The organism is Ruegeria sp. HKCCD7628, from assembly GCF_057221005.1.
Window position 1 is genome coordinate 680,946 of record NZ_JBWVBA010000001.1, and the last position, 26,378, is coordinate 707,323.

At 60.2% G+C, this 26,378-nt stretch carries 26 protein-coding genes and 2 riboswitches; of the genes, 19 read left to right on the top strand and 7 right to left on the bottom strand.

Annotated features, from left to right (window positions below; translation table 11 throughout):
- Positions 1-48: 48 nt before the first annotated feature.
- The 4 genes from AC2TAD_RS03420 to AC2TAD_RS03435 all read left to right on the top strand — a co-directional run bounded on the left by AC2TAD_RS03420 (position 49) and on the right by AC2TAD_RS03435 (position 6,162).
- A complete protein-coding gene (locus AC2TAD_RS03420; RefSeq protein ID WP_480865939.1) occupies positions 49-1,617 on the top strand; it encodes a DUF3631 domain-containing protein in 1,569 nt (522 codons plus the stop codon).
- 287 nt (positions 1,618-1,904) lie between these two features.
- The gene (locus AC2TAD_RS03425) at positions 1,905-4,097 is read left to right on the top strand and encodes a DNA polymerase (protein ID WP_480865941.1); all 2,193 of its coding nucleotides are present in this window, start codon (positions 1,905-1,907) and stop codon (positions 4,095-4,097) included.
- Between the two features lie 595 nt (positions 4,098-4,692).
- Entirely contained in the window at positions 4,693-4,896 is a 204-nt protein-coding gene (locus AC2TAD_RS03430) for a hypothetical protein (protein ID WP_480865942.1), read from the top strand.
- A 468-nt stretch (positions 4,897-5,364) separates the two neighbouring features.
- A complete protein-coding gene (locus AC2TAD_RS03435) occupies positions 5,365-6,162 on the top strand; it encodes a hypothetical protein (protein ID WP_480865944.1) in 798 nt (265 codons plus the stop codon).
- Positions 6,163-6,310: 148 nt separating this feature from the next.
- Here AC2TAD_RS03435 and AC2TAD_RS03440 read toward each other — a convergent pair whose 3' ends face one another.
- A complete protein-coding gene (locus AC2TAD_RS03440; RefSeq protein ID WP_480865945.1) occupies positions 6,311-6,616 on the bottom strand; it encodes a hypothetical protein in 306 nt (101 codons plus the stop codon).
- 3 nt (positions 6,617-6,619) lie between these two features.
- Positions 6,620-7,159: a hypothetical protein gene (locus AC2TAD_RS03445; protein ID WP_480865947.1), complete on the bottom strand. Its 540-nt coding sequence runs from the start codon at positions 7,157-7,159 to the stop codon at positions 6,620-6,622.
- Between the two features lie 161 nt (positions 7,160-7,320).
- On the opposite strand from AC2TAD_RS03445, the gene AC2TAD_RS03450 reads away from it, so the two are divergent.
- Positions 7,321-7,638 carry a hypothetical protein gene (locus AC2TAD_RS03450; RefSeq protein WP_480865949.1) on the top strand — a complete coding sequence of 106 codons (318 nt, stop codon included), beginning with the start codon at positions 7,321-7,323 and terminating at the stop codon, positions 7,636-7,638.
- Between the two features lie 80 nt (positions 7,639-7,718).
- Here the strand turns inward: AC2TAD_RS03450 and AC2TAD_RS03455 are convergent, their stop codons facing one another.
- The 4 genes from AC2TAD_RS03455 to AC2TAD_RS03470 form a co-directional block, all read right to left on the bottom strand.
- Positions 7,719-8,537, bottom strand: a complete 819-nt coding sequence (locus tag AC2TAD_RS03455) for a hypothetical protein (protein ID WP_480865950.1) — start codon at positions 8,535-8,537, stop codon at positions 7,719-7,721.
- Positions 8,534-9,430 (bottom strand): terminase large subunit domain-containing protein, encoded by an 897-nt coding sequence (locus AC2TAD_RS03460; protein ID WP_480865952.1) that lies wholly within the window; start codon positions 9,428-9,430, stop codon positions 8,534-8,536. Before AC2TAD_RS03460 ends, AC2TAD_RS03455 begins: the two co-directional genes overlap by 4 nt.
- On the bottom strand, positions 9,384-9,785 hold the full coding sequence (locus tag AC2TAD_RS03465; protein ID WP_480865954.1) for a hypothetical protein: 402 nt from the start codon (positions 9,783-9,785) through the stop codon (positions 9,384-9,386). Before AC2TAD_RS03465 ends, AC2TAD_RS03460 begins: the two co-directional genes overlap by 47 nt.
- A gap of 931 nt (positions 9,786-10,716) precedes the next feature.
- The gene (locus tag AC2TAD_RS03470; RefSeq protein WP_170752378.1) at positions 10,717-11,709 is read right to left on the bottom strand and encodes an NAD(P)-dependent oxidoreductase; all 993 of its coding nucleotides are present in this window, start codon (positions 11,707-11,709) and stop codon (positions 10,717-10,719) included.
- A gap of 111 nt (positions 11,710-11,820) precedes the next feature.
- Positions 11,821-12,029: riboswitch (cobalamin riboswitch) on the top strand.
- 85 nt (positions 12,030-12,114) lie between these two features.
- Between AC2TAD_RS03470 and AC2TAD_RS03475 the strand changes: the two genes are divergently transcribed.
- Genes AC2TAD_RS03475 through cobJ form a run of 7 tightly spaced genes read left to right on the top strand, consistent with a single transcriptional unit; the run spans position 12,115 to position 20,061 of the window.
- Positions 12,115-12,489, top strand: a complete 375-nt coding sequence (locus tag AC2TAD_RS03475) for a DUF1636 family protein (protein WP_170354662.1) — start codon at positions 12,115-12,117, stop codon at positions 12,487-12,489.
- Position 12,490: 1 nt separating this feature from the next.
- Entirely contained in the window at positions 12,491-13,546 is a 1,056-nt protein-coding gene (gene cobW / locus AC2TAD_RS03480) for a cobalamin biosynthesis protein CobW (protein ID WP_480865956.1), read from the top strand.
- 3 nt (positions 13,547-13,549) lie between these two features.
- A complete protein-coding gene (gene cobN / locus AC2TAD_RS03485; RefSeq protein ID WP_480865958.1) occupies positions 13,550-16,843 on the top strand; it encodes a cobaltochelatase subunit CobN in 3,294 nt (1,097 codons plus the stop codon).
- Positions 16,840-17,961 carry a cobalamin biosynthesis protein CobG gene (locus AC2TAD_RS03490; RefSeq protein WP_480865960.1) on the top strand — a complete coding sequence of 374 codons (1,122 nt, stop codon included), beginning with the start codon at positions 16,840-16,842 and terminating at the stop codon, positions 17,959-17,961. Before cobN ends, AC2TAD_RS03490 begins: the two co-directional genes overlap by 4 nt.
- The gene (locus tag AC2TAD_RS03495) at positions 17,961-18,590 is read left to right on the top strand and encodes a precorrin-8X methylmutase (protein WP_480865961.1); all 630 of its coding nucleotides are present in this window, start codon (positions 17,961-17,963) and stop codon (positions 18,588-18,590) included. Before AC2TAD_RS03490 ends, AC2TAD_RS03495 begins: the two co-directional genes overlap by 1 nt.
- Positions 18,587-19,312, top strand: a complete 726-nt coding sequence (locus tag AC2TAD_RS03500) for a precorrin-2 C(20)-methyltransferase (RefSeq protein ID WP_170354667.1) — start codon at positions 18,587-18,589, stop codon at positions 19,310-19,312. The genes AC2TAD_RS03495 and AC2TAD_RS03500 overlap by 4 nt, the downstream gene beginning before the upstream one ends.
- A complete protein-coding gene (gene cobJ / locus AC2TAD_RS03505; RefSeq protein WP_480865963.1) occupies positions 19,309-20,061 on the top strand; it encodes a precorrin-3B C(17)-methyltransferase in 753 nt (250 codons plus the stop codon). The genes AC2TAD_RS03500 and cobJ overlap by 4 nt, the downstream gene beginning before the upstream one ends.
- On the opposite strand, the gene AC2TAD_RS03510 is transcribed toward cobJ, so the two are convergent.
- Entirely contained in the window at positions 20,034-20,783 is a 750-nt protein-coding gene (locus AC2TAD_RS03510) for a cobalt-precorrin-6A reductase (RefSeq protein WP_480865965.1), read from the bottom strand. The genes cobJ and AC2TAD_RS03510 overlap by 28 nt on opposite strands.
- On the opposite strand from AC2TAD_RS03510, the gene cbiE reads away from it, so the two are divergent.
- The 7 genes from cbiE (at position 20,782) to AC2TAD_RS03545 (ending at position 26,374) form a co-directional block, all read left to right on the top strand.
- Positions 20,782-21,981 (top strand): precorrin-6y C5,15-methyltransferase (decarboxylating) subunit CbiE, encoded by a 1,200-nt coding sequence (gene cbiE / locus AC2TAD_RS03515; RefSeq protein ID WP_480865967.1) that lies wholly within the window; start codon positions 20,782-20,784, stop codon positions 21,979-21,981. The two genes, AC2TAD_RS03510 and cbiE, sit on opposite strands and share 2 nt — an antisense overlap.
- Positions 21,978-22,346 (top strand): cobalamin biosynthesis protein, encoded by a 369-nt coding sequence (locus AC2TAD_RS03520; protein WP_480865969.1) that lies wholly within the window; start codon positions 21,978-21,980, stop codon positions 22,344-22,346. The genes cbiE and AC2TAD_RS03520 overlap by 4 nt, the downstream gene beginning before the upstream one ends.
- Positions 22,343-23,137 (top strand): precorrin-4 C(11)-methyltransferase, encoded by a 795-nt coding sequence (gene cobM / locus AC2TAD_RS03525; RefSeq protein WP_480865970.1) that lies wholly within the window; start codon positions 22,343-22,345, stop codon positions 23,135-23,137. The genes AC2TAD_RS03520 and cobM overlap by 4 nt, the downstream gene beginning before the upstream one ends.
- Complete coding sequence (locus AC2TAD_RS03530) at positions 23,130-24,458, top strand: cobyrinic acid a,c-diamide synthase CobB (RefSeq protein WP_480865972.1); 1,329 nt, start codon at positions 23,130-23,132, stop codon at positions 24,456-24,458. Before cobM ends, AC2TAD_RS03530 begins: the two co-directional genes overlap by 8 nt.
- Positions 24,455-25,183: a uroporphyrinogen-III C-methyltransferase gene (cobA, locus tag AC2TAD_RS03535; RefSeq protein WP_480865973.1), complete on the top strand. Its 729-nt coding sequence runs from the start codon at positions 24,455-24,457 to the stop codon at positions 25,181-25,183. Before AC2TAD_RS03530 ends, cobA begins: the two co-directional genes overlap by 4 nt.
- Positions 25,176-25,919, top strand: coding sequence for a precorrin-6A synthase (deacetylating) (cobF, locus tag AC2TAD_RS03540; protein WP_480865975.1), 744 nt, complete (start codon positions 25,176-25,178; stop codon positions 25,917-25,919). The genes cobA and cobF overlap by 8 nt, the downstream gene beginning before the upstream one ends.
- A 43-nt stretch (positions 25,920-25,962) precedes the next feature.
- Positions 25,963-26,167, top strand: a riboswitch (cobalamin riboswitch).
- Between the two features lie 36 nt (positions 26,168-26,203).
- Positions 26,204-26,374: a CbtB domain-containing protein gene (locus AC2TAD_RS03545; protein ID WP_170354675.1), complete on the top strand. Its 171-nt coding sequence runs from the start codon at positions 26,204-26,206 to the stop codon at positions 26,372-26,374.
- Positions 26,375-26,378 lie beyond the last annotated feature (4 nt).

The following is a 26,378-nucleotide window of genomic DNA, read 5'->3' on the forward strand; positions in this document are numbered from 1 at the left end:
AAGCAACGGACATGACATCCGTTTGCATCAAATTGAGGACGAAAACGGATGAACCTGGACCTTGACGCAATACGCGCAAACGCCGCCGAAGATGACGACGGCATCGTCGATTATGACCTGATAATCCAGCTTGCCGAAAAATGGGTCGAAGACCACCCGTCCGAAAACCCCCCACGTAATGACATTGCCGACAAGATGGAAGAATTGGTCGCGGCTTCAGACGGTGCGGGACTGGTCCGTGACGCAGTAATTGACGCGCTGGTGGCACGCTGGTCGTCGCTGAAGGTGCCGAGCCTACAAACAGAATGGCGCGACAGCATTGAGGCGCACAAAGACGACAACCAAGCCGAAGATGAATCCGACATCGACGAACGCTTTCTGGCAACCACATCAATAAACTTCGACGAACCGGCGACCGAACCGGTCGACGGCCCAAAGCTATTCGCCGACATCGTGGGCGCGCTTACAGATAACAGCCTGGTCTATTTCAGCCAGCCCGAACAAGCTGAAGCCGTGGCGCTTTGGATTATCGCAAGCCGCTTCATGGATAGCTGGTCGCATTTCCCACATCTGACAGTCACGGCACCGACACCGGAAAGCGGAAAATCCGCCTTGGTGACGATGGTCAGCGCGCTGACCCCTATCGCCAAGCAATTCGGGCGCGTAACGCCAGCGTCTATTCGCAACATCTATGCAGAAGTCCCGTCGGAAGACGCTGATGGTCGCCCGCAATATCTGACGATAACCGTAGACGAAATGGATTCGGTTTCGGACGGCCAAGCGGCGGCGCTGGTCACGGATATGAAACTCGCCTTTGACCGCGTGAACGCGACGACCACGAAAAACGTTGCGGACGACACCAGCCCGACAGGAATGCGTGTTGTGACAATCCCGATATGGGGGCCAAAGCTTATGGCCGGTATCGGACTCGACTGGATAGACGCGCCGCTGAAGTCCCGCGCGGTCGTCATCCACATGCGACCGAAACCCGCGGATATGGTTATCCCTGAAATCCCCCACGATATTGCCAAACAATTCGCCGACGTCCGGTCCCGACTTGTGCGGTTCGGTTTCGACAACGCACTAACCGTCCCGAACGCAGACATTCCGGATTGGCTGGCCGCGAAAGGTCGCCAGCGTAACGCGTGGGGGCCGATGGTCCGCGTCGCGTCTGTGTTGGGTAGCAACCACCCTGACCAGGCGCGTCGCACTTTCGATGCGCTTACGACCAGCCACGCTCTAGACGCCAGCATCATCGGCATCGCGGAACAGGCGCTTCGTGACGCACACACAGTTATGCAGGAACCACCGACCAAAGCCCGCGGACGCCGCGTCGCGATGACGCGCGGAACGGACGGCAATGCTGTCGGGATGACGCCAACCGACCTCGTGAAAGCTATGGTCGCGATGGAGGACCGCCCGTGGTCTGAACTCGCTCGCGGTCAGGAACTGTCAACAAGGAAACTAGCCGAGTTGTTGGCCGCTTTCGACGTCCGGTCCAAGAAAACGAAGAACGACAAAAAAGATTCACCGCGCGTCTATCGGAGGGCCGACATTGAAGCCAAAGCACTGCCGCTTTTGAGCCGCTGGAACACCGACAACGGGGAAGTCGAGTGAGCATATACCCCCCGACGCCCCCGGAAAACGGGTTTCAATCCGTCCACCGGTCCATTTTGCAACACAATCAATGACTTACAGCGCTTTCAATCCGTCCACCGAAACATCGCGGTGGACGGATTGGTTGTCTCGCAACCTATTGAAAACAAACGAAAGTGGACGGGTGAACGGATTGAATACGCATTTCAGGGGGTCCGACAGGGGGTATATGTCCGCCGAACTTTGCACCGACGCGCACAACAAAGACCAGAAGCGCAAGAACGCACAAACAACAGGAATAACCTGATATGTCGGACGCTAACCAACTGGAACTATTGGACACCCAACGGACTGTTAGTCCGCTGCGCACCACAAAACAGCTATTTCAGGCTATCCGCGCGACCGGTGCGACGCTGTATCGACAACCAGACGGAACAGTCACGGTCGACACCACTGACGCCAGCATTGCCGCCAGCGTGAGCCACCTACAGTCCGACATCGTGGCCGCGGTTACGCCAGCAATCACAGGCGACCAACGCAAAGCCGTTGCTGACCTGCTGGCAGGTTACACCGTCAACATCGTTACCGACGACACGACCGCCCGTGGTGCCGTTCAGACGCTTCTGACCGATGCCGACCAGTCCGGCTGTCTGGCGTTCGATACCGAAACAGCCGTCCGGTTGGACCTGTTGGGGCCGATACCAGTTGCGCTGACAAAGACCGGCACAGTCGCCAAACGTCAGCCGAAGACCGGTGTTGCGGGCTATGCACTCAACCCGCACAAGTCGCGCGTCCGGTTGTTTCAAGCCTACGCGGGCGGCGACCAGGTCGTGTTGTTCGATATGGAGCGGGTCGACTGGTCGGTCGTCACGCCTCTGTTCCACGACGTCCCTGCCCTAGCCGCGTTCAACGCCGTCTTTGATGTTAAGTTTTTGCTGGCCGGACCAGGCATCGAACCGACCGCGCGCATCTACGACACGATGACGGCGATGCGGTTGGTCGACGGCTCACGCGACAACATGGCTAAGACCGCAAAAACCCTGCTGGACATCGACATTCCTAAAGGCTTGGGCGCATCCGACTGGCACCGGCCGGACCTGGACAAAGACCAGTTGGACTACGCCGCCGTCGATGCGTTGGTGACCTTCTGGCTATGGCAGGCCCAGCGCGACCACTTCGACAGTATCGACGAACACGCGCAACAACTGGCCGACGACCTGGTTGTTCCCGTTTCCCGCATGGAACTGGCCGGACTGCCCATCGACAGGCGCGCACACGCGCAAAAGGTCGGCGAATGGCACGCCAGCCTTGAGGACGCACAGAAGGCACTCAAACGCGCCACAGGGGGCCGTCTAAGCGGGATACCCACTAACCGACAAGTCGCGGACTATCTGACCGAGACGCTACCCGCTGACAAGCTGGCATCGTGGCCCAAGACGAAGTCAGCGAAAACGCTATCCGTCGCGCAAGCTATGTTGAAGAACCACGGCGAAGACGTTGAAGGCGTTGAAGAACTGCTTGCCGTGCGCGCCTGGGCAAAGGCGCTGTCAACTTATGGCGATAGCCTTGCCGAACACATCTACGAAGACGAACGCATCCGGTCCAGCTTCCTAATTGCTGGCGCACGGACAGGGCGCTTTGCCAGCCGTTCCGTGAACCTCCAAAATCAGCCGAAGCGCGGAAAGCTGTTGACGGGATTCCGCAACATCTTCGCCGCCAAGCCTGACAACATCATTATCGCGGCTGATTACTCTCAGATTGAACTGCGTATCGCGGCCGAAATGTCCGGTGACGAAAACATGCGCGGTGCGTTCCGCGATGGCATCGACCTACATACCCGCACGGCGTCTATGTTGACCGGCGACGGCCAACCCACTGACGCTGACCGCACGATGGCAAAAGCGGCTGCGTTCGGCTTGTTATACGGGTCCGGCGTCCGCGGGTTCCGCACATACGCCAAAGCCGCGTTCGGTCTGACATTGTCCTACGACGATGCTGTCGACCTGATTGACGGCTTCTTTAACGCCTACCCCGACCTACGACGCTGGCAACGCAACCAGGAACGCACAACCCGCCGCAGGGGTGACGTCAGCACCATCGGCGGGCGGCGCTGGCAGTTCCGCTGGCGGTCACACACGCCGGACGACAAGGGCTTCGATGAACTGGAAGACTGGCAGGTCGACGACTGGCTGGACGGCTACGAACGCAACTTCGCACTAAACCACCCCATTCAAGGCACGGCAGCTGAAGTCATCGGGGTCGCTCTGGTCTACGTCGACGAAGCCTTGCGCCACCTGCCCGCCCACATCGCAGCCACGGTTCACGACGAACTGGTCATTGACTGTGGGGCCGACCCGCAAACAGTCCGCGCTGTCCGACGCATCCTGAAAGCCAAGATGACGCGCGCTTGGCTTGAGTTTTTCCCCGACGCGCCCTTCCGCGGCGTTGTCGACATCACCACCGGCCCAAGTTGGGGCCAACAAGAAGAGTCATCACCGTGACACGCGAAAACATCCGAACCGAAACCGTCTGTCCATGCTGTCGTAGGCCAGCAACGCATTCCGTATCCGAAAACGACGGCTGGACCTATACGCGTCGGGGGGCAGAACGGTCACAGTACGTGTCGTGCGAAACGTGCGGCATAGACCCCCAGCCGAGAGGTCTGGACGATGCGTGACCCGATTATCTGTCCCAACTGTAGCCAGACCATTCCAACACACGATACGAATTCGTAGTCCGTCCGCAATATCGTCCGAAACAACACCGAACCCGAACCGCCAGCATGTCCGCACTGTTTAGTAGAGCAAGCAGGACCAACCGAAGCGGAACTCAGACAAATCAAGCTGTTATGCGCCCGTTGTGCTGACAGTGTTGTAGATGACGATGACGACAACTGCGTCTAGCCAACCTGTCTGGCTGACGATGGCTGGTCGGTCGACACAACACCGTTGCCCGAAATGCTACGACGCGTCGGTTTCGACCGCGTTCTTAGTTTCGAGTGTTACCAATATGACCGCGGTCGAAGCGGTCACTCCGGTTTACGTCTAATACTCCGGTTTACGTCTAATATTGCATCTGGAAGACAGCCCGGACGCGATGACGTCTATCAGCTGGTCGCCCAGCGCCCGCGGGTTTCGTCGGAAGAAATGGCAAACGCTGTTTGGTACGGTTCCGCCCGACACGATAAACGGAGTTCAGGCCGCGCTTGGTCACATCGACCCGCCAGCGTGGGCCAAGACAGACATAGACGGACGGATCACCAAAATCAGAGAAACGATACGAGAAAGCGAATTGGCGTGACACAGGCAACCAACCTTGTCATTCACCGCAAGTTGCTCGCATGACTTTTGTGCGGACGTTCCGGTCACTGACACCTTTGTCCGGAACGAACGCAAATGGTCCGGAGTTGCCTTTCACCAGACTACAAAGTGCCGCAGCACGGCCCGTCGGGTCGGACATTTACTGCAAATGTATAATTCGGAATAGGCGAAGTCACGGTATGCGGGTCTCCCAAAGGTCCACGCGCCCGGCCAGTCTGCCCCTCAACGGCGTTCATTTGGGAAAGGCTGGCCCACACGATCTCAGACACCGCCAAGCAAGCTTGTATTTCGGTTAGATTAAAGTTAACTGTCGGTCATTGGCATGACGATGTTGGGAGTGTTAATCGATTAGCTTGAGGTTGAAATGGAACAGACCAGCGGCGCCAAATTGTGTCTCTCGGATTAATCCCAGTGATTTATCTCAATTAGCTACGGATTGTTTTGGATCATGATTGGAGTTCTTCTTTCAAGTCAACGCTGCGGAACGAACGCATTTCGTTCTTGTCTGACCGGAAGCCGCTTCGAAACACGTGGAGAAGTCTTCTCTAAGACCAGCGTTAGGGACAACTACTTTCTTTGGCGCCTGCCCTTTCTTAGCCTTGAGGGGCCGCTAGGAGCATTTTACCCTGATGAGATGGTACAGTTACTGAATAGTTACTTCGACTGGCTTGATAACAAAACATCTGAACGACCGCTTATTGTTGACATCAAATACAATACCTTCTTGACCCTTGATACTGACATGCCTTGGGAACTTGGAGAGCCAGTACTGGTGCACATCATAAAGCAGCGACAAATGCCAATAGTGCATTTGATTAGAAAGAACGCATTCGCACGATATTGCTCATGGCAGATCGCTAAAAAGTATGATCTATTTCATGTGTATAATGATGAGCAACGCCCAACAGACATCTCGATATCGATTGACCCGAAAGATGCAGAACGAAATATCTCTGAGTATGTCGGCAATGTGAGAAAATTCGCGGAATTTTTTTCCCGCTATTCTTTCTATAAAGAATATTATTATGAAGATGTTTTTGATAAGCAAGGCATGACACATGACGCTATCAGCAGTGTCGCAAGTCAGTTTCACGTTCAAACCCCTACAGACTATGAGGCGCGAAACAAGAAGATAAACCCAAATCTTTCTGATAGAATAGAAAACAAAGACGAAATCATACAGTATATGACAAAATCTCCATATTATTGGATGGTTAGGGAAATATTCAACCGAGATCTGGGTTAGATCCTGTAGCCTAAGTTACACCCAAGCAGAACACCTGAACCAGAACAACAGATGTGAAATCAGTTGTGTCTTGTTTATTATCAATAGATTATAGACACACTGTCCTGATTAACGTCGTTATTTCAACGTTGTTTGTGAATTATGCCGCCTACGCGACCAGTTTTGCGGGGTGCGCGTATGCATCCGGCCAACCATCCACGCGCTGTTTATGCGCCCACTGACGGACAAATTCCGCATTGAAACCGGCCAGCGTCGCCACTTCGTCCAGGTCCGGCCCGAAGCACAACCAAACGCGGGCCGTGTGAATCGCATCATCCCTGTTTTTAGGTACGGCGACCGGTTTGCCCTGAGCGTCTAGGATAGCCACCCGCAACACGCCCACCCACAACAGGCGTTCCGGTGATGTGGCTTCAATTCCGGAATAAACATCCACCAAACCTGAACCTGTTTTCATAAGCTACCGCTCCAATGTCCTTGCCAAATAAACCGCCAACGCCAACGACAGCACAGCGTCATCGTGCGCCCCTGCCCTCGCTTCCTGCTTTTGATACTTTCCGCCCTGCGTCGATACGAAGTCACTCATTTCACGCAACAGGATGTCCCGGCCGTCCGCATCGGGGTGAACAGTCAGGCCGTGATACATTTCATCCAGCAACGACGACACCAGGTAGCCTTTGCCCACGCTGACGCGCCCGTTGACCAGTTTGCCACGACCGGTCCCACCCACGATGACAACCGGCACGAGTCGTTTCAGGTTCGCACCCTGAACTAATTCGGTGACGCCATCCCCAACGCCGCTAGCATCGACGGCCAGCATGTCCAGTTTGTCCAAGCGCGGTTGCAAGTGGTCCAACTGGTCGCGGTAGGGTACACCAACAGGCAATTGCGCCACGTCGACGACCTGCCAGCCGTCTGTATCAAAACCATCGACACGGCGCAACGTCGTCAGAACGCTGTGGTCGGAGCGGCGGGCTAGGTCAAGTCCACCTACTCGCACGCCGAATCACCGAGATTCAAAAGGTTACGGCTCGAACACCAAAACACTGGCCGCTTTTGGAACCGATATTCAAGACGTGCCTCACGGGGCTTGGCAGGCGAGAGATAGCTTCTCGACGACCCTGTCAACCTCGGAGGAAGGACAAAGAATGAGGACGTAAAATGATTTTTAGAAAAACAGCACTCGCCGCTGCCACGCTGATGGCTCTTACCTCCCCTACTTTCGCTCAGTCTTGGGAATGGGTCGCCGACGGAAAAGATGCAGGTGGTCACTACGATATGTTCAGGACCTTCGAAGGCAAACGTGTCTTCTACCGCGCAGAGTACAAAGATGGCTCCGAAGAAAACTGGTTCAAGGACAATAACTGCGCCGCCCAAACTATCACTGGTGTTGGCAATGATGTCAGACGGGTCAAAGACTCGCCGCCCGGAAGCATTGCTCGCAATTTGTTCGAACAAGTGTGTGGTTCTATCAAATAACTGGCTGACACAGTCACGCCACAGCGTAATCCCGACGCTGTGGTCGACCCTACCTACCCAGCCCAGAACACCAACCAACATCAGACAATCGGTCCGCCGCGGAATCTCGGTCGCGGTGCGTGCGGGTCATATCCGTACGTGTCATCTGACCTGTATGCCAATTGCGGCGGCTCTGTGTGCGCCGACAGGAGCGTCAACATAACAACGACCGCAACGACCTCATCTGCTTGTAGGTCCAGCAACGCATCAACGTCGGTCGTGCGGGCGCTGCGCTTCACCAGCCGTTCAGCCGCCGACATCGACGCTCTGATTTCTTCCCGCGTCATTCCTGGCGGGTCTTCGTCGGTAAAGTTGTCAAACGAAACAATGATGCGGTCTGGCACATAGGGCTTACCGTGCCGAACGTCATCCGGTGCCGTCTTGGCGACGTTTGCGTCGAACCAACTGACCAGCCAACGCGCACCAACGACCGTCTGTCCGTTCTCGACAGTGCGTATACCGGTCAACGGGCTGTCGTCGCCCGCCGTCAACCGGAAAGCCGAAACACGCGTTTGCGCATCCTGTAGCGGACGAAACAAGTCAAACGCCGCTGGTGACTGGCTACTCTCAAGAATAACGCTCGCAGGAATCGTCGAGCGGCTTTTGTGCTTTGTCCGCCAGCGCTCCAAGTCAGCAGCAATCCATTCAGACAAGACGCGATGGTCTTTTGACGCAAACCAGGCTGCACGGAATGCGATGACTTGCGGCGTCAGCCACGTACGCCAGTCATCTTCAAGTGCCGTCCAGTGGATGTCAGACGCAAGACACACAAGCGGTTGGTTAGGAGCACCACCCGCCGCAACGTAAAACCGGCCCGACTCTTTCGACCGATTGACTGACCGTCTGCGTCCAAGTCTCATTCAGGAAATCCCACTACCCGCAACGGTCCAGACGCACGTTCGCGCGCCTCCAGCTTTTGTTGGACCTTGAACCGCTTTTCCAAATCCATTTCAGCCTCGACACGCGCGTCATCATCGGCGGACAGGTCCGCGTCGGTTGGGGCGAACATCCGGTCCAATGCGTCCGCATCGAACACCGACGACGCGCTGGCAACGAACTCGGCGTCCAGTTCCTGGCGTGCCATCTGTTCGCCAAGCCGTCCGCGTATCTCTTTGATGACGTCAGGGTCGAAGTGGCTAACCGATGACGCTGGTATCTGCATAAACTCGACGCCAGTCTGGTGCGCCAAATCATAAATGATGCCAGTCGGTCCGTTGGGCGAACTGATTGCAATCAAGCGCCCTTTGGACGCACCAACCATCGGCAGAATAGCCGGTGCCAGTTCCGGCTTTGCAAACGCCAGCTCGTCCGCCAGCAACAAGTCGGCCGTATAGCCGCGCAAAGTCGACGCACGGTCACCATGCAAGACCTGAACAGTCGACCCGTTGGGCAATGTCAGACGTTCTCGCACCCGCGTCACAGGCTGGCCGGAACCGTTCAACGCATCTTCCACTTTGTTTGCCAACAACTGAGATTGTCTGAAGCTTGGTGAAACCACGGCAACGCGCAAACCGGAACGCGTCATCGCTTCAAACGCCGCCTTTGCACCAGTTATTACAGACTTCCCGCTTTGTCTGGCGGCAACACAAACAAGCCTGTGGTGTTGGCTCCGCATAATACGCGCTTGCCACTCATCCAGCGGAAACCCTAGCGCCTGTTCTGCCCACACGACCGCATCGGGGTGGTCGCGCAGTTCCAGAAGCGCGTCAGTTCGCGCGATTGTCTGGCGCGCCCTGTCCATCAGTTCGCGCATGGCCGCTGACCGCCGCATCCATCATCCCCGCTTGAAGCTGTGCAATTTCGGTGCGCAAGCGTTCGTTTTCTTCAACCAACGCCGCGTTCGACTGTTCCAGCGCGCTGACAATCTCGTTCATGGTTTCGTCGCGGACTAGGTCAACCGGTGCCAGCCGCTCGACCACCAAACGCACTGATGTCGATTCACCTGACTTCAAACCTTTTTTCAGAGCCGCCAACGCTTCCGGTGCCAGATTGCGTATCTCATCCATAAAGGTCGGCGTGACGACGCGGTCCTGACCACGTTTGCTTTTCTGACCAGCCGCCGCCGCACGCGGGTCGCCTTTTACAAAAGTACCGCCTGACTTCGCCAAGCCGTTATCCCCCACATAAAGGACGTTAAAAACACGTTAGGAACGCGTTATCCCGTCATAGCATGTGCATAGACTGGAAAGAATACAATTAAACCACTGATAACAAATAAAACATACCAGATTGCAAATCCGTGTACACCGGTTCGATTCCGGTACTCGCCTCCATTTTATTCTAAATCATTGACTTAGCCCTGTGGTGCTCGGGTGTGACACAAAGTGGGACACACCTACGATGAAATTGTCATCCTATCTAACCCTCTCAAGACATGGCGTTTATTACTCCCGGTGGCCAATCCCTCCGTCCATAGAACAAAAGCGAACATCTGTAAAAATATCGCTGCTTTAGCGAAAACTACTGGGTTGCCCTCTGCAACGCCCACGTCCTCCGGGATGGATTAAAAACCATAAGTGACAATCTGGATAGCCGAGTGCGCCATTGAACTCAGGGCAACGCTGCGCGCGTTGGCGTGCGCCGATTGATGTTAGGCTTACCGCTTTCAAGCGAAAGTCACAAATACGGTCTTTGATCTGAAAAAAGGACGCTGACTTTCACTAAGACACAAGCGTTTTTCGATGTGCGACTGGAAAAAAGCAACTTGGCATACATGCTTGCACGACCTTGTAATCGCGAAGTAAGCAGGCGAAATCCTACTGAACGCATAGGCATGAACCAAGCGGGCAGTACCGGATCTACGGAAAACGGGCGGCTCGCGGGAATGCAAGCTCGAAACTTGCGACATGATTGGCACTTAGTATCTGAACAGGTTTTCCTAGGGTTTGTCTATTGACGATACTTAGGTTTATCCGCACACAAATTGACTGTTGCCCCGGTGGTTCAGGTAGTTCAGTGACCTGAAAAAGTGGCAGCGAGCCCAACACTCGCCGCCTCTTTTCCAAGCCGGGCAAAGCGTTTTCGCGCAGTGCAATTGCGTCATTCGGCCCGACGTCCCTGAGGAATAACCTCGTATCCGGACGCTTCCGGCTCGTAGTCTTCCATTTCGGACGGGAAGCCGGGGGCCGTGATATCCAGCCCGGTGGCCTCTTCCAACCGCTTGATAATATTAGGTGATAACTCTCGGTCGCCATAGCGGGCGATGCCGTCGTCAAAGATACGCATCATCACCGGGTTGATCTCGAGCGGCACCCCCGCCCGGTCCGCCACATCCTGAAACAGGCCAATGTCCTTTTTCACCAAATCCATCGTGAACGAAATGTCCCGCGAGCCGTTCAGAATGACTTGGCTTTCGGTTTCATGCACGAAGGATGTCCCGGATGAGATCTTGATTGCCTCGTATGTGGTGTTCAGATCCATCCCGGCGGCTTTGGCGGTCACAAGTGCTTCTGCGCAGGTGATCAGGTTGGCGGTGGCGAGGTAATTGGTCAGCACTTTCAACACCGAAGCGGTCCCTAGGTCACCGGTATGCAGAACCCGTCGGCCCATGGTGGTCAGAAAGGGCAGTATGCGCTCGAATGTGGCCCGGTCGCAGCCCGCGAAGATCGAGATATTGCCCGTCGCGGCGCGATGACAGCCACCCGATACAGGACAGTCTACCGCTGCGCCGCCACGTTCGATCACCTGGGCGCCCAATCGCTTGACTTCAGCTTCATCAGTGGTGGACATCTCCATCCAGATTTTGCCGGGGCTGACCTCAGGCAGCATCTCCTGCATCACCGCGTCCGAAGCGGCAGGCGATGGCAGGCAAGTAATAACCGCGTCGCAATCGCGCATCAGCTGGGCCGGGCTTTCGGCGGCCTTGGCCCCCTGTGACACGAAGCCGTCGACGAGGTCAGAGTTCAAATCATGTACCGTCAGTTCGATCCCGTTGCGCAGCAAAGACCCTGACAGTTTGCCGCCCACATTGCCCAAGCCGATAAAGCCCACCTTCATGCGATACACCTCCTTTTTTGGCGTCGTTTTGTTCATGGCACCATGCCGCCCCACCCAAAGTCATGCCGCCCAGCGACGCTGTCAGGTCGCTTTTAACCCGAGGTGCGAAAGATGTTTGCGACTCGCTTGACAAGGGCCTGCCCGGTGCCGCATGTCCGATCCGTTGGTGTCCATCTGCAGATGGATGAAAAGGGAATGCGTCAGCGGGTCATCCGTCAAACGCAGCCGCCCCCGCGACCGTGACCGGAGAGGGTGCCCAAGCCACTGGCCAACAAGGCCGGGAAGGCGGGTCATCCGACAGGGTAACCGCCCTGAAATCCGCAAGCCGGGAGACCTGCCAGCACCCGCGATTGAAACCGGACGGGGTGTTCCGGTGCCGGGTCACGCACGACCCGCATGAAACCCCGTCCCCCACGATGAGGATTTAGGGGGATGAGAGACATGACCGAAACCGCTCCGGTCGAGCTGCTGGTTTGCACCACCTGCCGCCGCGGCCTACCCATTGAAGATGACGCCCAACGCCCAGGCACGTTGCTGCACAAGGCGTTGGAACAGGCTGAACTGCCCGAGGGCGTGGCGCTGAAGGCTGTTGAATGCCTGTCGAATTGCGATCAGGGCTGTTCCATCGTGCTGCGCGGCGGGCCGGAACGCTGGACCTTTGTTTATGAGAACCTGAACGAAGTCGATCATGTCGACGTGATCGTAGACGGTGCCACCAAGTATCTGGCCACCGAAGACGGTCTGGTCAAATGGCGCGAGCGCCCCGAACATTTCCGCAAAAACTGCGCCTCGCGTATTCCCCCGATTGGAGCCTGACATGTCCACTTTGGAAAAACTCCCCGTTACTGTGATCACCGGCTTTTTGGGTTCGGGCAAGACCACGCTGGTGCGACACCTGATGCAGAACCCGCAGGGCAAGCGTCTGGCCGTTGTGGTCAACGAGTTTGGCGATGTCGGCGTGGACGGCGATATCCTGAAATCCTGCGCCATCCCCGATTGCCCGGCGGAAAACATCATGGAACTGGCCAATGGCTGCATTTGCTGCACCGTGGCCGATGATTTCATCCCCACGATCGAGGCGCTGATGGCGCTGGAGCCGCGCCCCGAGCATATCCTGATCGAAACCTCTGGTCTGGCGCTGCCCAAGCCGCTGCTGAAAGCGTTCGACTGGCCCGATATCCGATCCAAGATCACCGTTGACGGCGTGATAGCGCTGGCCGACGCCGAGGCCGTTGCCGCCGGTCGCTTTGCCCCGAATGTCGCGGCGGTGGATGCCCAGCGTCTGGCCGACGATTCCATCGACCACGAAACGCCTCTGTCCGAGGTGTTCGAGGATCAGATCTCCTGCGCCGACATCATCCTGCTGACCAAGCCTGATCTGGCCGGCCCCGAAGGTGTCGCCAAAGCCAAAGAGATCATCGCCGCAGAGGCCCCGCGCCCTCTGCCGGTCGTCGAAGTGGCCGAAGGCGTTGTGGACGTGCGCGTCGTGCTGGGTCTTGAGGCTGCCGCCGAGGATGACATGGAGGCGCGGCCCAGCCATCACGATGGCCACCATGATCACGAGCACGATGATTTCGAAAGCATCATCGTCGAGCTGCCGGAACAGACCGACCCGGCCGATCTGGTCGCGAAAATCGAACGTCTGGCCAAGGAACTGAACATCCTGCGCGTCAAAGGCTATGCCGCTGTTCAGGGCAAGCCAATGCGCCTTCTGGTTCAGGCTGTGGGCGCGCGCGTGCGTCATCAGTACGACCGTCCGTGGCAGCCCGGCGAAGAGCGCCGTTCGCGTCTGGTGGTGATTGCCGAGCATGACGACATCAAAGAGGCTGAAATCCGCGACATCCTCGCGGGCGTCACCGAGGCTGCCGAGTAAACCATGCACGTCGTCTTCCGCGAAAGCCACGGGTTAGAGGAATCCGAAACACCAACCGATCTGGGCCAGAGCCCGGCGGATTTGGTGGTGCTGTCGTTCTCAGACAGCGACCTTGGTGCTTTCGCGGCAGGCTGGCATCGCGGCGGCGGGCCCGAGGGTCGGATGCCGACCTTGCGGCTGGCCAATCTGACGGCACTGAAACATCCCCTCTCGGTGGATACCTATGTCGAGCAGACGCTGGAGGGCGCCAAGGGCATCCTGATCCGACTGATCGGCGGGGTGCCCTATTGGTCCTACGGACTGCAGCAGGTTCTATCGCTTGCGCAGACCAAAGGGATTGCTGTGGCCGTGCTGCCCGCCGACGGGCGCGAGGATACGCGGCTGGATGACTATTCGACCCTGCCCGTCTCCACCCTGCGCCGCTTGGCGCATCTTTGCGACACCGGTGGCGAGGTTGCAGCACAAGCCGCTTTGGCGCAGATGGCATTGGCAGCTGGTCTGTATGCGGGCCCGGTGATGGGCACCAAGTCCTTGCCCGACTGCGGCGCATGGTGCCCGGACCGCGGCGTGATCCCGGCGGAACAGGCGTTTTCCGGGGATGCGAAACGCATCCTCGTCACCTTCTACCGCGCTTATCTGACATCCGCCGACACCGCCCCCGTGGCCGCCCTAATCCGCAGTCTGCGCGCACGTGGATTTGAAGCCGTGGGGCTCTTCGCCCCCTCTCTGAAAGCCCCGGCTGCTGCCGACTGGCTGCGCGACACCATCGTATCGCTGGCCCCATCCGCGATCATCAACGCCACGTCCTTCTCAGGCAAAGGCGCGTCTGGCACCTCGCCCTTAGATGCTGCGAATGTGCCCGTCTTCCAAGTCGCACTGGCCACTTCGCGCCGCAAAGCCTGGGCCGAAGCGGAACGCGGCCTCTCGCCCGCCGACCTCGCCATGCATGTGGTGCTGCCCGAGGTGGACGGGCGGATTTCAGCAGGCATCGCCTCGTTCAAGGAGCCGGGCAAGCGCGACCAGCATCTGGAATATTCCCGCTTTGCCCACCGGGCCGAAGAGGAACGGATCGAGGCCATCCTTGACCGTGTTACCGGCTGGCTGAACTTGCAAGACAAACCCAAATCCGATCAGGTGCCCGCGCTGGTTCTGTCCACCTATCCCGGCAAAGACTGGCAGATGGCCCATGCGGTCGGTCTGGACGCGCTGGCCTCGGCCGAGGCAATGCTGTCCGACCTACAGGCCGAGGGCTATGACACCGCCCCTGCCGAACCGATTTCTGAAACTCTGTTGGACGCGCGGATCGCATGGCCCCTTGCCGACTATCAGGCCGCGCTGGCCGACCTACCCGAACAGCTACGCACCGACCTGCAAACCGTCTGGGGTGCGCCCGAGAGTGATCCCGCTTTCGCGGATGGTGCCTTCCACTTCACCGCGCTGCGCCGGAGCAAAGTTCTGGTCGCACTGCAACCCGAGCGCGGCGCGCCCGAGCTGCGCGATGACAACTATCACGACCTGTCACGCACCCCGCGCCACAGCTATGTCGCCTTCTACCTGTGGCTGCGCAAAAGCCTGCGCACCGACGCGCTGATCCATATCGGTGCCCATGGCACGTTGGAATGGCTGCCCGGCAAATCCGTCGCGCTCTCAGCCGATTGCTGGCCCGAAGCGCTTATCCGCGATCTGCCGGTGATCTACCCTTTCATCGTCAATGACCCCGGCGAGGCCGCGCAAGCCAAGCGTCGGATCGGAGCCGTCACACTGGGCCACATCCCGCCCGCTTTGAAAGAAAGCGGTACACCGGATCGGATGGTACGGCTGGAGTCCCTGCTGGACGAGTTCTCGAACGCCGATGGTCTGGACCCCAAGCGCCGCGACCGACTGCAAGAGGATATCCGCGACGAGGCACAGGCCATAGGGCTGGAGAGCGATCTGGGTCTGGATCAGGCCACCTGCACCGCCGAGGCGATCACCCGCATCGACCGCTTTGTCTGCGACATCAAGGAAAGCCAGTTCGGCGACGGGCTGCACATCTTTGGCCGGGTGCCCGAGGTCACGGGCAATTTCGACCCCGCGCCCTCGGCCCAGTCTGAACACCGCGCATTGATTGATGCGCTGGCCGGAAAGCGGATTGAGGCCGGGCCGTCCGGCTCGCCCTATCGTGGCCGCTCGGACGTGCTGCCGACGGGACGGAACCTTTATACCACCGACCCGCGATCCGTGCCCACGCGCGCTGCCTATACGCAAGGGGTGAAACTGGCCGAAGAACTGGTGCGGCGGCATCTGCAAGAGGAAGGCGATTATCCCAAGGGCCTGATTGTCGACCTCTGGGGCTCGGCCACCATGCGCACGGCGGGTGAGGAATTCGCCATGGCGCTGCACCTGCTGGGCGTCAAACCGGTCTGGGACAAAGGGTCCGAGCGGGTCTCGGGCATTGAGGTTCTGCCGATCACCGATCTCAGCCGCCCACGTTTGGATGTAACGCTGCGTGTTTCGGGCCTGTTCCGCGACGTGTTCCCGACGCTCTCGGCGCTGTACGGTCAGGCGATCCGGGCCTTGTCGGCGCGCGATGAGGCGGCCGACTGGAACCCCTATGCCGGTCAGGAACCCGTTGCTCGCGTCTATGGTCCTGCCCCCGGAAGCTATGGCGTGAACATGACGCAATTGTCGGAAGTCTACACCGACGAGGCGCGCGCGCAAGCGGGTGAAGCATGGCTGGATGCCAGCTCTTACGCGTTGGAGGGCGAGCACATCGCGCAGGACAAGGACGGCATCACCCAACGCGTCGCCAATGCCGACAGTTTCGTCCACCTGCAGGATCTGACCGAGACCGACCTGCTACTGGCCAATGATTACGCCACGCATGAGGCCGGATTTGCCGCCGCCAAAAAGATCACCGGCGGCACAGCGCAGCTCTATCATCTGGACAACACCAACCCCGACACCCCGCGCGCGCGGACCCTGCCCGAAGAGATCAGCCGCGTGGTCCACGCCCGCGCCGCCAATCCGGGTTGGATCGCCGGGATGCAACGCCACGGATTCCGGGGCGCAGCCGAGATCGCCGCGACGCTGGATCATATGGCCTCATTCGCGCATCTATCTGGCACAGTCGCGCCGCATCTGTTCGACCTCTACCACGATGCCACGTTGGGCAACGAAGACGTCGACGCTTTTCTGGCCAAGGTCAACCCGAAGGCCCATCAGGCCATGCAGGACCGGTTCCGCGCCTTGCTGGAGGCGGGGCTTTGGAACACACGCCGCAACTCGATTCGCGCCGATCTGGAGGGGCTGGGATGAGCGCTCCCATCGTCCAGGGCTGGTGTCCCGGTGCGCACCGTCCGATGATGTCGGGCGATGGGCTGGTGGTCCGGGTGCGGCCGCGACTGGCCCGTCTGACAGCTGAGCAGACCATGGGTCTGTGCGATCTGGCGGAACGCTTCGGCAATGGCACCATCGACCTGACCAACCGCGCTAACCTGCAGCTGCGGGGTGTGTCCGAGACGAATCATCAATCCCTGCTGGCCGAACTGGCCGCGCTGAACCTGCTGGACGCCGAGCCGGGGATCGAGGTGCGCCGCAACATTCTGGTCTCACCTCTGTACAAAGCCGGAGACCTGACCGCCCGGCTGGCGCAAGAGCTTATTGACCGGCTGGTGGAACTGCCCGCCCTGCCCGCCAAGTTCGGCTTTGCCATCGACACCGGACCTGAGCGCCTGCTGGCTGGGAATTCAGCCGATATCCGGCTGGAAACAGCTTCAGATGGCCTGATCCTGCGCGCCGATGGGGCCGAGACCGGACGTCTGGTCCAAGAACCCGAGGCCATCGACCAACTGATCGCCCTGGCCGCATGGTTCGCCCAAACCTACACGCCCGAGACGCGACGCATGTCACGCGTGGTCTCGGTTCTGCCACCGGAGTGGCAGGGCGCAGCTCCGGGATCTATTGGGCCTCCGTTGCGACCCGGCCCCTGCGATCCGGGAAAGCTCTATGGTGCGGCCTTCGGGCAATTGCCTGCGCACGCACTGAAGGACCTGATCGCGCAAAGCGGGGCCGTTGCCTTACGCGTCACCCCGTGGCGGTTGATCCTGTTGGAGGGCGGGGCGGCGATACCCGCCCCAGCCTTTGTCACAGATGGCACCGACCCGCTGATGATCACCGACGCCTGCCCCGGCGCGCCATATTGCCCGCAGGCGCAGGTGGAAACCCGCGACATCGCGCGCGCTTTGGCGGCACGCGTACCGGGCAGCCTGCATGTCTCTGGCTGCGCCAAGGGATGCGCGCGCATAGGCCCGGCCGATGTGACCCTGATCGGCAATGCCGGAAGATTTGATCTTGTCAAACAAGGCCGCGCGGGGGATGAGCCCTGCCAGACCGGCCTGACCGAAGAAACACTTATGAATATGGACTTCACCTGATGCCCTATACTTATGAAACCGATGGCGCGGCGATCTATAAGGAGAGCTTTGCCACCATCCGGTCCGAGGCTGATCTGGCTCGGTTCGACGCCGACGAAGAACAGGTCGCTGTCCGCATGATCCACGCCGCTGGCATGGTGGGGCTGGAGGAGTTCGTGCATTTCTCGCCCGGGTTTGTGGCCGCCGCCCGCGCGGCAATGGAAAACGGCGCACCGATCCTGTGTGACGCGCGCATGGTCAGCGAGGGCGTGACCCGGTTCCGTCTGCCCGCCGACAATGAGGTTATCTGCACACTGCATGACGAACGCGTGCGCCCCTTGGCCGCCGAGATGAGCAACACGCGTTCGGCGGCCGCGCTGGAACTGTGGCGCCCACATCTGGACGGTGCCGTTGTCGCCATCGGCAATGCCCCTACTGCCCTGTTCCATCTGCTGAACATGCTGGAAGACCCCGACTGCCCACGCCCCGCCGCGATCATCGGCTGTCCCGTGGGCTTTGTCGGCGCGGTCGAATCCAAAGACGCCTTGTGGGAGGCACAGCCGGTACCGTCCTGCATCGTGAAGGGTCGTCTGGGCGGCAGCGCCATCACCGTCGCCGCCATCAACGCCATCGCGAGCCGCGCGGAATGAGCGGCACCATCTATGGCGTGGGTCTCGGCCCCGGCGATCCCGACCTTATGAGCGTGCGGGCTGATCGCCTGCTGCGCAATGCGCGCCATGTGGCGTTTTTCCGCAAGCCCGGTCGCAGTGGGCAGGCGCGCAAAATCGTCAATGGGATGATCCCCGAAAACGCCGTTGAATTCCCGATGGAATACCCGGTCACGACCGAAATCCCATTGACCGATCCGCGCTATAACGAACTGCTTGCAGCGTTCTACGAAGACTGCGCCGCGCATCTGAAGGCGCTGTCTGATAATGGCGAGGATGTGGTGGTTTTGTGCGAGGGCGATCCGTTCTTCTACGGCTCTTTCATGCACCTTTACAATCGCTTGCGCGATAAAACTGATGTTGAAGTCGTACCTGCCATCACTGGCATGTCCGGCGCGTGGACAGCGACAGGTGACCCGATCACATGGGGCGATGACATCCTGACTGTTCTGGCAGGCACGTTGTCCGAAGACGTTCTGGCCCAACAGATGGCGCAGACCGACGCGCTGGTCGTGATGAAGATCGGCCGCAATATTGACAAAGTGAAACGCGCGCTGAAAACGGCTGGGCTGTATGACCGGGCGTGGATCGTCGAATATGCCCAGATGCCCAATCAACGCGTCTGCAAGCTGTCTGAAAACTGCGACGGCATCACTCCCTATTTCTCGATCATCATCGTGCATGGACAGGGGCGCAGACCATGAGCGGCTGGGTCAAGATCGCCGGTCTTGGACCGGGGGATGAGGCGCTGGTGACGCCCGAGGTGACCGCTGCTTTGGCCGAGGCCACGGACGTGGTCGGCTATATTCCGTACGTGGCACGCGTGGCCGAACGCGAAGGACTGACGCTGCACGCCAGTGACAACCGGGTTGAGATCGACCGCTCGCAGCACGCGTTGCAGATGGCTGCGGAGGGCAAACGCGTGGTCGTTGTGTCCTCGGGCGATCCCGGTGTGTTTGCAATGGCGTCGGCAGTGTTTGAGGCGCTGGAGAATGGCCCGTCCGAGTGGCGCAATATCCAGATTGACGTGCTGCCGGGGATTACGGCGATGTTGGCGGCCTCGGCCCGTGCGGGCGCGCCAATGGGGCATGATTTCTGCGCCATCAACCTGAGTGACAACCTCAAGCCGTGGTCCTTGATCGAAAAGCGCCTGCGGCTGGCCGCGCAGGCAGATTTCTCGATGGCGTTTTACAATCCGCGGTCGAAGTCCCGCCCTGAAGGCTTTGTAAAGACGCTGGAAATCCTACGTGAGGAATGCGAGCCCGAACGGCTGATCCTGTTCGCCCGCGCAGTATCGCGCGCGGATGAGGCCATTCGGATTTCGACACTGGCCGACGCCACACCCGAGATGGCAGATATGCAGACGGTGGTCATCGTCGGCTCGTCCCGCACTCGCGTGATCGAGCGTGACGGCGCGCCGATCGTCTACACCCCGAGGTTCACGCCAGAATGAGCCAGCCAGTCCAGAACCTGAGCGACGCTCGACAGTTCGACCCGCTGCGGCAGGGCCGGACGGTCGATCATCAGCACTGGCAGGCCCAGCGCCCGCGCCGCGTCCAGCTTGGCGCGCGCGCCAAGGCCGCCTGCGTTCTTGGACACGACCAACTGGATCTCATGACGCTGCATCAACGCCTGATCATCGGCCAGAGTGAACGGCCCGCGCGAAACAACCACATCGCAATTAGGCAACGGCAGAGTACCCGGTTCATCGACCAGCCTCAGCAAGTAGCGATGCTGAGGCTGTGTGGCGAACTCCTCAAGATGCATTCGGCCCACGGCCAGAAACACCCGCTGCGGTGCGCCGGACAGGGCGGCCACTGCGCCGTCGATATCCGGAACATGTTGCCAGCGGTCTCCATCCTGTTCCGTCCACGCCGGGCGGGTCAGCGAAGCCAGAGGCACCTCGGCCTGATGGCAGGCGGCCACCGCGTTGGCGCTCATCAGCGCGGCAAAAGGGTGCGTGGCGTCGATCACATGGGTTACAGTATGGTCGCGCAGATAGGCGGCCAGACCGGCAACGCCCCCGAACCCGCCTACGCGCACCAGCAGCGGCTGCGGGCGTGGATTGTCGACGCGACCAGCATAAGAGTAGGTCGCTGGGATGCCCAACTCGGCCACGGTTTTGGCCAGTGCGTTGGCCTCGGTGGTGCCGCCAAGGATCAGGAGATGTGTCATGCATGAAGCTCCGTGGCTGACCGTTCTGGGCCTGGGTGAGGATGGGCTTGATGGCCTGTCGCCCGCAAGCCGTCAAGTGCTGGAGCGCGCTGAAATCATCATGGGACCGCCGCGCCATCTGTCGCTGATCCCCGAGAGCCCCGCCCAAAGGGTCGAATGGCCGGTGCCCTTTGCCGACGGGCTGCCCATGCTGACCGGGTTCCGGGGGCGGCAAACCGTGGTGCTGGCCTCGGGTGATCCGTTCTGGTTCGGCGCGGGGTCTGCCATCGCGCGCAATTTCGAAGCCGGGGAATGGACCGCCCTGCCCGGACAGTCGACCTTTTCGCTGGCCGCCGCCCGGCTTGGCTGGCCGCTGGAGGCAACGCTGACTTTCGGCCTGCACGCTGCCCCCCTGACCCGGCTGCGACCGCATCTGTCGCCGGGTCTGCGCGCCATCCTGCTGCTACGCAACGGGGCTGCGGTGACGGAACTCGCGACCTACCTGACCGAGACCGGTTTTGCTGACACCCGCCTGCATGTGATGGAGGCGCTCGGCGGCCCGCGTGAGCGTTCCCGCAGTGTGTCCCTGACCGAGGCGCTGCTGGGCGGGTTCGATCACCCGGTCTGCGTCGCGCTAGAGGTCGCGGGTGATGGGCGCGCACTGCCGAAATCCTCGGGCAAGCCGGATGAGATATTTGAGACTGACGGACAGATCACCAAACGCCCCATCCGCGCCCTGACTCTGTCTGCGCTGGCCCCACAGCGCGGCGAGCATTTGTGGGATATCGGCGGGGGAACCGGCTCGATCAGTATAGAATGGCTGATGTGTGATCCGACACTGACGGCCACCACGATCGAGCCGCGCGCAGATCGAGCCGAGCGTATTCGCCGCAATGCGGATGCGCTGGGACAGGATCGGCTGAGTGTAGTCCACGGCACTGCCCCAGATGACTTGACCGGGCTTGCGTTGCCCAATGTGGTGTTTATCGGCGGCGGATTGAACGCAAACCTTCTGGCATGGTTGCGCGATGCGCTGCCTGAAGGCACGCGGTTGGTCGCTAATGCGGTGACGCTGGAAAGCGAAACGTTACTGGCGCAATGGCACGACGCATTAGGCGGCGACCTTCTGCGGATCGAACTGGCTCAGGCTGCGCCTTTGGGCCCCCGACGCGGTTGGAAATCTGCCTATCCAGTGGTTCAGTGGAGCGTCACGCTATGATCATCGCCGGCCTTGGCTTTTCCTCAGCCGCGACCGCGGACAGCCTGCGCGCGGCCTTTACGGCTGCCGCCGCACTCCACCCCGTCAGCGCCTTGGCGACCGTCGCGGACAAGGAAGGTCACGCCGCGCTTGCAGAATTCGCCGCCGAAACCGCCCTGCCCCTGCATTTCATCGCACCCGCCGATTTGGCCGGGCAGCGCACGCTCACTTGCTCGCCCCGCAGCCGCGCCAGTTACGGCACCGGCAGCGTGTCCGAAGCGTCCGCCCTTGCCGCCGCCGGACTGGGCGCGCGGCTGCTTTCACCCCGACAGATATCAGACGACCGGCTGGCCACCTGCGCCATCGCCATCGGAGGACAAACATGACCGTTCATTTCATTGGCGCCGGACCGGGCGCTGCCGACCTGTTGACCCTGCGCGGGCGCGATATCATCGCGTCCTGCCCCGTGTGTTTGTACGCGGGTTCGCTGGTTCCCGAAGAGATCCTGAGCCACTGCCCCGAGGGGGCCAAAATCATCAACACCGCGCCGATGGATCTGGATCAGATCATGGCCCAGATCGACGCCGCGCATAAGGCCGGTCAGGATGTGGCCCGACTGCATTCAGGCGATTTGTCGGTCTGGTCCGCCATGGGTGAGCAAATCCGCCGGTTGAAAGAAATGGGTATCCCGGTCAGCGTCACGCCCGGCGTTCCCTCTTTCGCTGCGGCGGCCGCCGCTCTGGGCGCCGAACTGACCCTGCCCGGCCTTGCGCAATCGGTGGTGCTGACCCGCACGCCGGGCCGTGCGTCTTCGATGCCCGAGGGTGAGACGCTTGAGAATTTCGCCCGTACCGGCGCGACGCTGGCCATTCACCTTTCGATCGGCAATCTTGACAAGGTCATCGCCGACCTGACTCCGGCATATGGTGCCGATTGCCCGGTGGCCGTGGTCTATCGCGCCAGCTGGCCCGATGAGCGGATCATCCGCGCCACCTTGGAGACGCTGAAAAACGCGCTGGACGACGGCATCGCCCGCACCGCGCTGATCATGGTCGGCCCTGCGCTCACGGGCGAAGGGTTCGACGAAAGCTGTCTGTATTCCAAGGATTACGACCGCCGCTATCGCCCGCAAAGCGCCGATAGCCCGTGGTCCAGTTGGAGCCCCGAGGATGAATGACGCGATGACTAACCCTCCGGGCCTTTTGATTTCCGCGCCGTCCTCGGGAACGGGCAAGACCACGGTCATGCTGGGCTTGTTACGTGCGCTGGCCGAGGATGGTCTGACCGTTCAACCCTTCAAAAGCGGACCCGACTATATCGACCCAGCCTTTCACCGGGCGGCGGCGGGTCGGGCCTCGTTCAATTTGGACAGTTGGGCTATGGGTGAGCCTCTGTTGAATTCAATTTCAGCGCAGGCTGAGGGCGCGGATATCGTAGTCGCCGAAGGTTCGATGGGGCTGTTCGACGGCGTCGCCAAGCCCGGTGAACTGGGTCATGGGTCCAGTGCGGAAACCGCGTTACGGATGGGCTGGCCGGTGGTGCTGGTGCTGGATGTGGGCGGCCAGGCGCAATCGGCGGCGGCGACGGCTTTGGGCTTCAAAATGTATAACCCCGATCTGCCCTTTGCCGGCGTGATCCTTAACCGCTGCGCCAGCCCCCGGCATGAGCGGTTGACGCGGTTGGGAATGGAACGCGCGGGCTTGCCGGTTCTGGGCGTGCTGCCCCGTCGTGGAGACCTGACCCTGCCCGAGCGGCATCTGGGCCTGATCCAGGCGGTTGAACATCCCGATCTGGAAAGCGCAATTGTGGGCTACGCCGCGTTCCTGCGCGAGCATGTCGATCTTGAGGCGATCAAGCGGGCGGCGTCCTCAGGCCCGAATGGGCCATCGTCCGCCGCGCTGCCGCGGCCACCGGCGCAACGGATCGCGCTGGCCCGTGATTCTGCGTTTTCGTTTACCTATCCGCATTTGTTGGAAGGCTGGCGCGCGGCAGGGGCCGAGGTGTTGCCGTTCTCGCCATTGGCGAATGAAGCCCCTGCGGCGGATGCCGATCTGGTTTGGTTACCGGGTGGATATCCCGAGTTGCATGCAGGCACTCTGGCCGCTGCATCAGTCTTTCAGGAGGGGCTACGGAAACATGCGCGGACCAAGCCCGTGCATGGGGAGTGCGGGGGGTACATGGCGCTGGGACAGGCTCTGATCGATAAAGAGGGTATTTCGCATCAGATGGCGGGGTTGTTGGGGCTGGTGACGTCCTATGAAAAGCGCAATTTCAATCTGGGCTATCGCCGCGCCGAACTGCTGGCCCCGATGCCCGGCTATGCCGTAGGCACGGGCCTGCGGGGGCATGAGTTCCACTATTCCTCGATCATCGAGCAACCTGACGCGCCTTTGGCCCGTGTGTTTGACGCAGAAGGGGCCGAAGGGCCGCAGACCGGATCGGTGCGTGGCAACGTGACCGGCACGTTCTTTCACCTGATCGCGCAGGCCTCAGCATGAGTGGGTTTGTTTCGTTCATTGGCTCAGGCCCCGGCGACCCGGAGCTGTTGACGCTGAAGGCTGTGGACCGGATGCAGAAGGCGGATGCGGTGCTGTTTGATGACCTCAGCAGCGGGCCGATCCTGAACCATGCGCGCGACGATGCCGATCTGGTAGGCGTGGGCAAACGGGCGGGCCGCCCCTCGCCCAAGCAGGACCATGTCAGCCGGTTGCTGGTGGATTACGCCCTGACCGGGCAGCGGGTCGTGCGGTTGAAATCCGGCGATGGCGGCATGTTCGGGCGTCTGGAAGAAGAACTGGTGGCCCTGCGCGCGGCTGGGATCGAATACGAGATCATACCCGGCATCCCCTCGGCCGTCGCGGCAGCGGCAGCGGCGGGCATCCCGCTGACCCGCAGGCTGACCGCGCGGCGAGTACAGTTTGTCACTGGTCATGATGTCAGCGGCAAATTGCCCGAGGACCTGAACCTGCCCGCTTTGGCCGACCCGGATGCGACCACCGTCGTCTTCATGGGCAAGCGGACTTTTCCTCTGCTGGTCGAAACGCTGAACGCCCACGGTCTGCCGCTGGAGACGCCAGCACTAATGGCCGAATCCGTCTCGACCCCCGAACAAAAGCTGCATCGCAGTACTGTAGGCGCGCTGTCCGAAAAACTGGCGGATGAGATAGGCACCGCCCCGGCGCTGATCCTTTATGGCCCGCTGGCAGAGTTTGACGATGTTTGACCTGACCTTGATCGGCATCGGCACCGGGAACCCTGACCACGTGACCTTTCAGGGCGCGCAGGCGATCCGCTCGGCGGACCTGATCCTGATCCCCCGCAAGGGCGAGAATAAGGCCGATCTGGCCGGGCTGCGCGAAAAGGTCATTGCGCAGGTGACCGACACGCCGCCGCAGATCGCCTATTTCGACATCCCCAAGCGCCGCTCGGAAGACGGGTATCTGCGCGGGGTGGACGAATGGCACGAAGCGATTGCGCTGCGCTGGCGCGAGGCGATTGCCGCCCATCCCGGCGCACAGCACGTGGCGCTGCTGATCTGGGGCGATCCGTCGCTATACGACAGCTCACTGCGAATCGCGGCGCGGTTGGACCCTCAACCGACGACGCGGGTGATCCCCGGCATCACAGCGCTGCAGGCGTTGACGGCGGCCCACGCGATTCCGATCAACGAACTGGGTGCCCCCTACATCGTTACCACGGGGCGGCGGATTCGCGACGAAGGGTGGCCGGACGGTGCATCAAACGTGGCGGTCATGTTGGATGGTGAGTGCTCGTTCCAACATCTTCAGATGGCAGATTATGACATCTGGTGGGGGGCTTACGTGGGCATGACTGAAGAAATCCTGATCAACGGCCCTCTGACCGGTGTTGCACAGTCGATTCTGGACACCCGCGCCGCTGCGCGCGCTGATCATGGGTGGATCATGGATATTTATCTTCTCAAAAAGCGCATGATCTGACCTAAAACGTCGCAAATGACGATTGCGCTGCAGCAGATGGAACGGCTAAATGAACCTGTCTGGTCCTGTCGGCAATACCGGCAAGCTAAGAGGGAATGTGGTGAGACCGCGCGCGATCGAATCCACAGCCGCCCCCGCGACTGTAAGCGGTGAGCCCTGTTCAACCAGCCACTCCTGAGTTTCAGGGGGAAGGCGAACAGAGGCATCGACCCGCGAGCCAGGAGACCTGCCAGGCACGAATGAAAACACCAACCGTCGGGTGCGACGGTAAAGGAGAACTAAAAATGGCAACTCAAGCAACAACCGCTTCGACCTCACGCGTTGGTATCCTGCCGGTTATGTTCGCTGTGGTTCTGGGCCTTGGCGTCATCACGCTGACCGGCCACGTTCAGGCCGCGGCCCTGCATGACGCAGCCCACGATGTGCGCCACGCGACCGGCTTCCCCTGCCACTAAACCC

Bases quoted from the DNA above. Each gene is read 5' to 3' on its own strand.
- AC2TAD_RS03450 (WP_480865949.1), top strand. From the start codon at position 7,321: ATGATTTTTAGAAAAACAGCACTCGCCGCTGCCACGCTGATGGCTCTT.
- AC2TAD_RS03430 (WP_480865942.1), top strand. From the start codon at position 4,693: ATGACGTCTATCAGCTGGTCGCCCAGCGCCCGCGGGTTTCGTCGGAAG.
- AC2TAD_RS03435 (WP_480865944.1), top strand. From the start codon at position 5,365: ATGATTGGAGTTCTTCTTTCAAGTCAACGCTGCGGAACGAACGCATTT.
- AC2TAD_RS03495 (WP_480865961.1), top strand. From the start codon at position 17,961: ATGCCCTATACTTATGAAACCGATGGCGCGGCGATCTATAAGGAGAGC.
- AC2TAD_RS03520 (WP_480865969.1), top strand. From the start codon at position 21,978: ATGATCATCGCCGGCCTTGGCTTTTCCTCAGCCGCGACCGCGGACAGC.
- AC2TAD_RS03490 (WP_480865960.1), top strand. From the start codon at position 16,840: ATGAGCGCTCCCATCGTCCAGGGCTGGTGTCCCGGTGCGCACCGTCCG.
- cobA (WP_480865973.1), top strand. From the start codon at position 24,455: ATGAGTGGGTTTGTTTCGTTCATTGGCTCAGGCCCCGGCGACCCGGAG.
- AC2TAD_RS03500 (WP_170354667.1), top strand. From the start codon at position 18,587: ATGAGCGGCACCATCTATGGCGTGGGTCTCGGCCCCGGCGATCCCGAC.
- AC2TAD_RS03530 (WP_480865972.1), top strand. From the start codon at position 23,130: ATGAATGACGCGATGACTAACCCTCCGGGCCTTTTGATTTCCGCGCCG.
- AC2TAD_RS03460 (WP_480865952.1), bottom strand. From the start codon at position 9,430: ATGCGCGAACTGATGGACAGGGCGCGCCAGACAATCGCGCGAACTGAC.
- AC2TAD_RS03425 (WP_480865941.1), top strand. From the start codon at position 1,905: ATGTCGGACGCTAACCAACTGGAACTATTGGACACCCAACGGACTGTT.
- AC2TAD_RS03420 (WP_480865939.1), top strand. From the start codon at position 49: ATGAACCTGGACCTTGACGCAATACGCGCAAACGCCGCCGAAGATGAC.
- AC2TAD_RS03510 (WP_480865965.1), bottom strand. From the start codon at position 20,783: ATGACACATCTCCTGATCCTTGGCGGCACCACCGAGGCCAACGCACTG.
- cobM (WP_480865970.1), top strand. From the start codon at position 22,343: ATGACCGTTCATTTCATTGGCGCCGGACCGGGCGCTGCCGACCTGTTG.
- cbiE (WP_480865967.1), top strand. From the start codon at position 20,782: ATGCATGAAGCTCCGTGGCTGACCGTTCTGGGCCTGGGTGAGGATGGG.
- AC2TAD_RS03470 (WP_170752378.1), bottom strand. From the start codon at position 11,709: ATGAACAAAACGACGCCAAAAAAGGAGGTGTATCGCATGAAGGTGGGC.
- cobJ (WP_480865963.1), top strand. From the start codon at position 19,309: ATGAGCGGCTGGGTCAAGATCGCCGGTCTTGGACCGGGGGATGAGGCG.
- AC2TAD_RS03440 (WP_480865945.1), bottom strand. From the start codon at position 6,616: ATGAAAACAGGTTCAGGTTTGGTGGATGTTTATTCCGGAATTGAAGCC.
- AC2TAD_RS03455 (WP_480865950.1), bottom strand. From the start codon at position 8,537: ATGAGACTTGGACGCAGACGGTCAGTCAATCGGTCGAAAGAGTCGGGC.
- cobN (WP_480865958.1), top strand. From the start codon at position 13,550: ATGCACGTCGTCTTCCGCGAAAGCCACGGGTTAGAGGAATCCGAAACA.
- AC2TAD_RS03475 (WP_170354662.1), top strand. From the start codon at position 12,115: ATGACCGAAACCGCTCCGGTCGAGCTGCTGGTTTGCACCACCTGCCGC.
- cobF (WP_480865975.1), top strand. From the start codon at position 25,176: ATGTTTGACCTGACCTTGATCGGCATCGGCACCGGGAACCCTGACCAC.
- AC2TAD_RS03545 (WP_170354675.1), top strand. From the start codon at position 26,204: ATGGCAACTCAAGCAACAACCGCTTCGACCTCACGCGTTGGTATCCTG.
- cobW (WP_480865956.1), top strand. From the start codon at position 12,491: ATGTCCACTTTGGAAAAACTCCCCGTTACTGTGATCACCGGCTTTTTG.